The following is a 256-nucleotide window of genomic DNA, read 5'->3' as shown; positions in this document are numbered from 1 at the left end:
TTTTTTTTCATGCTGTTGAGTTAGTTTTTTAAGATTCTGGTTTATATTTAATTGGTATTTTGCTGATAGTTCAGATAGCATTCCCCCCTCCCCACCCCCCCCCCCCCCCGCCCCCGGCCCCCCCCCCCCCGCCCCCCCCCCCCCCCCCCCCCCCCCCCCCCCCCCCCCCCCCCCACCCCCCCCCCCCCCCCGCCGCCCCCCCCCCCCCCCCCCCGCGCGGAACACCGCCCAGGCGTCGGATTAAACCCTACTTATT

The 256-nt window shown here is 68.0% G+C and carries 1 protein-coding gene; it reads right to left on the bottom strand.

Going from position 1 to position 256, the window contains the following annotated elements; translation table 11 throughout:
* Positions 1–225 (bottom strand): hypothetical protein (locus AAEZ00_RS21690; protein ID WP_351090047.1); only part of this gene is annotated, 225 nt, incomplete at its 3' end.
* Positions 226–256: the final 31 nt, after the last annotated feature.

Source organism: Shewanella sp. S1-49-MNA-CIBAN-0167, assembly GCF_040310145.1.
In the GTDB taxonomy this organism is placed as follows: Bacteria; Pseudomonadota; Gammaproteobacteria; order Enterobacterales; family Shewanellaceae; genus Shewanella; species Shewanella psychromarinicola.
Note: the sequence above shows the minus strand (reverse complement) of the source record. Positions and strands in the feature narration are given on the sequence as shown.